The organism is Deltaproteobacteria bacterium (assembly GCA_011375175.1).
Lineage (GTDB): Bacteria > Desulfobacterota > GWC2-55-46 > GWC2-55-46 > DRME01 > DRME01.
Genome location: DRME01000029.1, coordinates 1 through 2,817, shown reverse-complemented (window position 1 = coordinate 2,817; position 2,817 = coordinate 1). Strand labels below are relative to the sequence as shown.

4 protein-coding genes are annotated in these 2,817 nt (G+C 62.3%); all 4 read left to right on the top strand.

Annotation, left to right across the window (positions count from 1 at the left end):
• Nucleotides 1-219: 219 nt before the first annotated feature.
• Nucleotides 220-711: a hypothetical protein gene (locus tag ENJ37_02160; GenBank protein ID HHL39287.1), complete on the top strand. Its 492-nt coding sequence runs from the start codon at nucleotides 220-222 to the stop codon at nucleotides 709-711.
• Nucleotides 581-1,366 carry a polysaccharide export protein gene (locus tag ENJ37_02155; GenBank protein ID HHL39286.1) on the top strand — a complete coding sequence of 262 codons (786 nt, stop codon included), beginning with the start codon at nucleotides 581-583 and terminating at the stop codon, nucleotides 1,364-1,366. The genes ENJ37_02160 and ENJ37_02155 overlap by 131 nt, the downstream gene beginning before the upstream one ends.
• A gap of 97 nt (nucleotides 1,367-1,463) precedes the next feature.
• Nucleotides 1,464-2,510: a hypothetical protein gene (locus ENJ37_02150; GenBank protein HHL39285.1), complete on the top strand. Its 1,047-nt coding sequence runs from the start codon at nucleotides 1,464-1,466 to the stop codon at nucleotides 2,508-2,510.
• A gap of 4 nt (nucleotides 2,511-2,514) precedes the next feature.
• Nucleotides 2,515-2,817 (top strand): protein GumC (locus tag ENJ37_02145; GenBank protein ID HHL39284.1); only part of this gene is annotated, 303 nt, incomplete at its 3' end.

Below are 2,817 nucleotides of genomic sequence, written 5' to 3'. Positions count from 1 at the left end.
CCCTCAGACTCCCTCCAAAAACTTTTAATGCGAGTTGGTTTCCCCCTGTTTTGCCTGGCAAAACAGGGGGAAACCAACTCGTATCAAAAGTCTTTGAAGGGGGTCTGGGGGAAACTTTCTACAGAAAGTTTCCCCCAGGGTAATTAATCAGAGCTTCCTTATCAATAACAAAGGAGTCGAGGCGACCTTCCCGGCTCTGCGGCTTCCGCACGCCGTCCGATGCGGCGCCCGGGGAGCGCGGCGGCGGTTCACCCGTTGCGGCGAGGATGTGGAGGCCGGAGGGCCGGGGGCGCGCACAGGATGAAGGGAGCAAGAGGAAAACGGCCCTCGATGGGCATCAGGGTGTGTCCCCGGTGCGCCATGGCTTATTACAGCCTCACCACGAGGCTCGCCCCACCCTGTCCCCACTGCGGCCACCTCATCGTCGAGAGAAGGGGGCCGAGGCGAAGCTGCGCCGGCGCCGCCTTCCGCTTCAGCTACAAAGGTACGGTGCGTAACGCCAAGGTGATCGACTATTCGGCCGGGGGGATGCGCATCGAGTGCGCCGCGGCCCTGCCCGTGGACTCGATCTTCGTCGTCAATGTGGACGCCCTGGGGCTGGGCGGCGCCGTCAGGGTGGTCTGGTCCAGGGGGCTCGGCGGCTCACGCGTGGCCATGGGCCTTGAGCTCCTCGACGACAGTGAAGCCAGGATATCATCTTACGAATCCTAAGGAGGTCCCGTCTATGTTCCAGACCGCTTCGCAGAGACTTTTTCCGAAGCTTTCCGTCTTATCCTGCGCACTCCTCGTGCTGGCGGCGGCCGCCAGGGCCGAGAACGGCCAGTACGGCGCCGAACCAGAGTATTCCATCGAGAGCGTCGTCTCGGCCCAGACCCAGAAGTACCTCATAGGGCCCGAGGACGTTCTCGAGATATCGGTATGGAAGAACGCCGAACTCTCGAAGGAGGTGATCGTCCGGCCCGACGGCATGATCTCGCTTCCGCTCATCGGCGATGTGCGGGCCGCCGGAAGGACGCCGGCCGAGTTGCGCCGGGCCATCATCGAGCGCCTCAAGGAGTACCAGGAGACGGTCGTGGCTTCGGTCATCGTCAAGTCGGTCAACAGTTACAAGATATTCATCCTCGGCGAGGTGATGAAGCCGGGCATGTACGAATTGAAGAAGAGGACGACGCTGCTCCAGGCCATAGCCGTTGCGGGTGGTTTCAACCAGTTCGCCTCGAAGAACAAGATAGTGGTCATCCGGGAGCGCATAGAAGGGGGCCGGGAGCAGAAGATAAACGTTCGCTTCGACGACATAGTTTACAAGGACGACGACAACACGAAGAACCTCGTTCTCATGCCGGGAGACACCATCTTTGTTCCATAGCAAGGCCCTCTATCTTCTCCTCCCCGCCGTGACGGTCGCCCTCTGGGCGCACTGGAGCTGGGCGGGCCAGAAGAGGACCGTCAGGCCCTCTTTGAGCATGGAACAAAGGTATGTGAGCAACCCCCGCTACCTCGGCACGGGGAGCAATACAAAGGGCGACATGCGTACCACCGTTCAGCCCCGCATGGAGTTCGCCGCCGAGGGGAGGAGGTACAGGCTGTCGGCCGATTACAGCCTCTCGTACAGGGCGTACGCCCGCACAAGCGAGCTCGATTACCTGGCCCACAGCGGCAAGGTCGGGCTGGAGGCCGACCTGACCCCTACGCTCAAGATAACCGTCGGCGACACGCTGACATACACGGAGGACTCGCTGGAGGCGACTGCCACGGGCATTCAGACGACGAGGACGGCCATCGTCTCCAACTCCGTCGAGGCCCGGGCCAGGTACACGGCCAGCCAGAAGACGACGCTTCTCCTGTCGGCGACGGAGACCATGCTCGACTATGAAGACCCGGCCCTCTTCGACTCGCGTACCGACACCTTTTCGGCCGGCTCTTCCTACGCCCTTTCTACGAGGACGACGGTGGGGTCCTCCTATATGTACACGCGGTTGGGCTACAGCGCGGCCGGCCGCGACGTGGACTTCGGCATCCACTCGCTGAGCCTGAGCCTGGGCCGGCAGCTCGTGCCCACACTGAAGGTCGACCTCTCGGCGGGCGCGGTCTATACGCCGGACCTCTCCAGCGAGTGGGACTGGACGGCCGGCGCCTCGGTGGTGAAGGACTTTCAGGCGGCGAGCGCGAGCCTCACGTACTCGCGCTCCATAACCCACAGCTCGGGACTGGCGGGCACGGTCAACATCAATGAAGTCGTCATGCTCGCCCTCGACAAGAGCTTTTCGCGGGGACTGGACTGGAGGGTCTTCGCCGCCTACTACAAGAACAGGTCGAAGGCGGCGGCGCTCCTGGACTATGAGTCGGTGAGCGCCGGCACCGACCTGAACTGGCGGCCATACCTGTGGCTTGCCCTCAGCGCGGGCTACATCCGCTTCGAGCAGAGCGGCGGCGCGGGATACGGCACCGGCCTTACAAGGGACGAGGCCTTTGTCAAGGCGGCGCTGATCCCCGCTGAATGGAGATTTTAAGGATATGGAATCGCAGGAGAAGAACATCTTCGAGCAGCTCGAGGTCTTTTACAGGCGCAAGTGGCTCATCGTCTCCTCCGTGGTGATATGCACGGCCCTCGCCGTGGCGGTGGCCTATACCATGACGCCCATCTACCGCTCCACGACCCTCATCCTCGTCGAGCAGCAGCAGGTGCCCACCCGCTACGTCACCCCCACCGACGAAACGCCCGTGAGCGAGCGGCTCAGCACCATACAGCAGCAGATCATGAGCCGTACCAAGCTCGAGCAGATAATAAAGGACTTCGACCTCTACGGCAAGAAGGGG

What these genes read in the sequence shown, in the direction of transcription:
- ENJ37_02160 (HHL39287.1), top strand. Translation starts at nt 220, where the DNA reads ATGCGGCGCCCGGGGAGCGCGGCGGCGGTTCACCCGTTGCGGCGAGGA.
- ENJ37_02155 (HHL39286.1), top strand. Translation starts at nt 581, where the DNA reads ATGTGGACGCCCTGGGGCTGGGCGGCGCCGTCAGGGTGGTCTGGTCCA.
- ENJ37_02150 (HHL39285.1), top strand. Translation starts at nt 1,464, where the DNA reads ATGGAACAAAGGTATGTGAGCAACCCCCGCTACCTCGGCACGGGGAGC.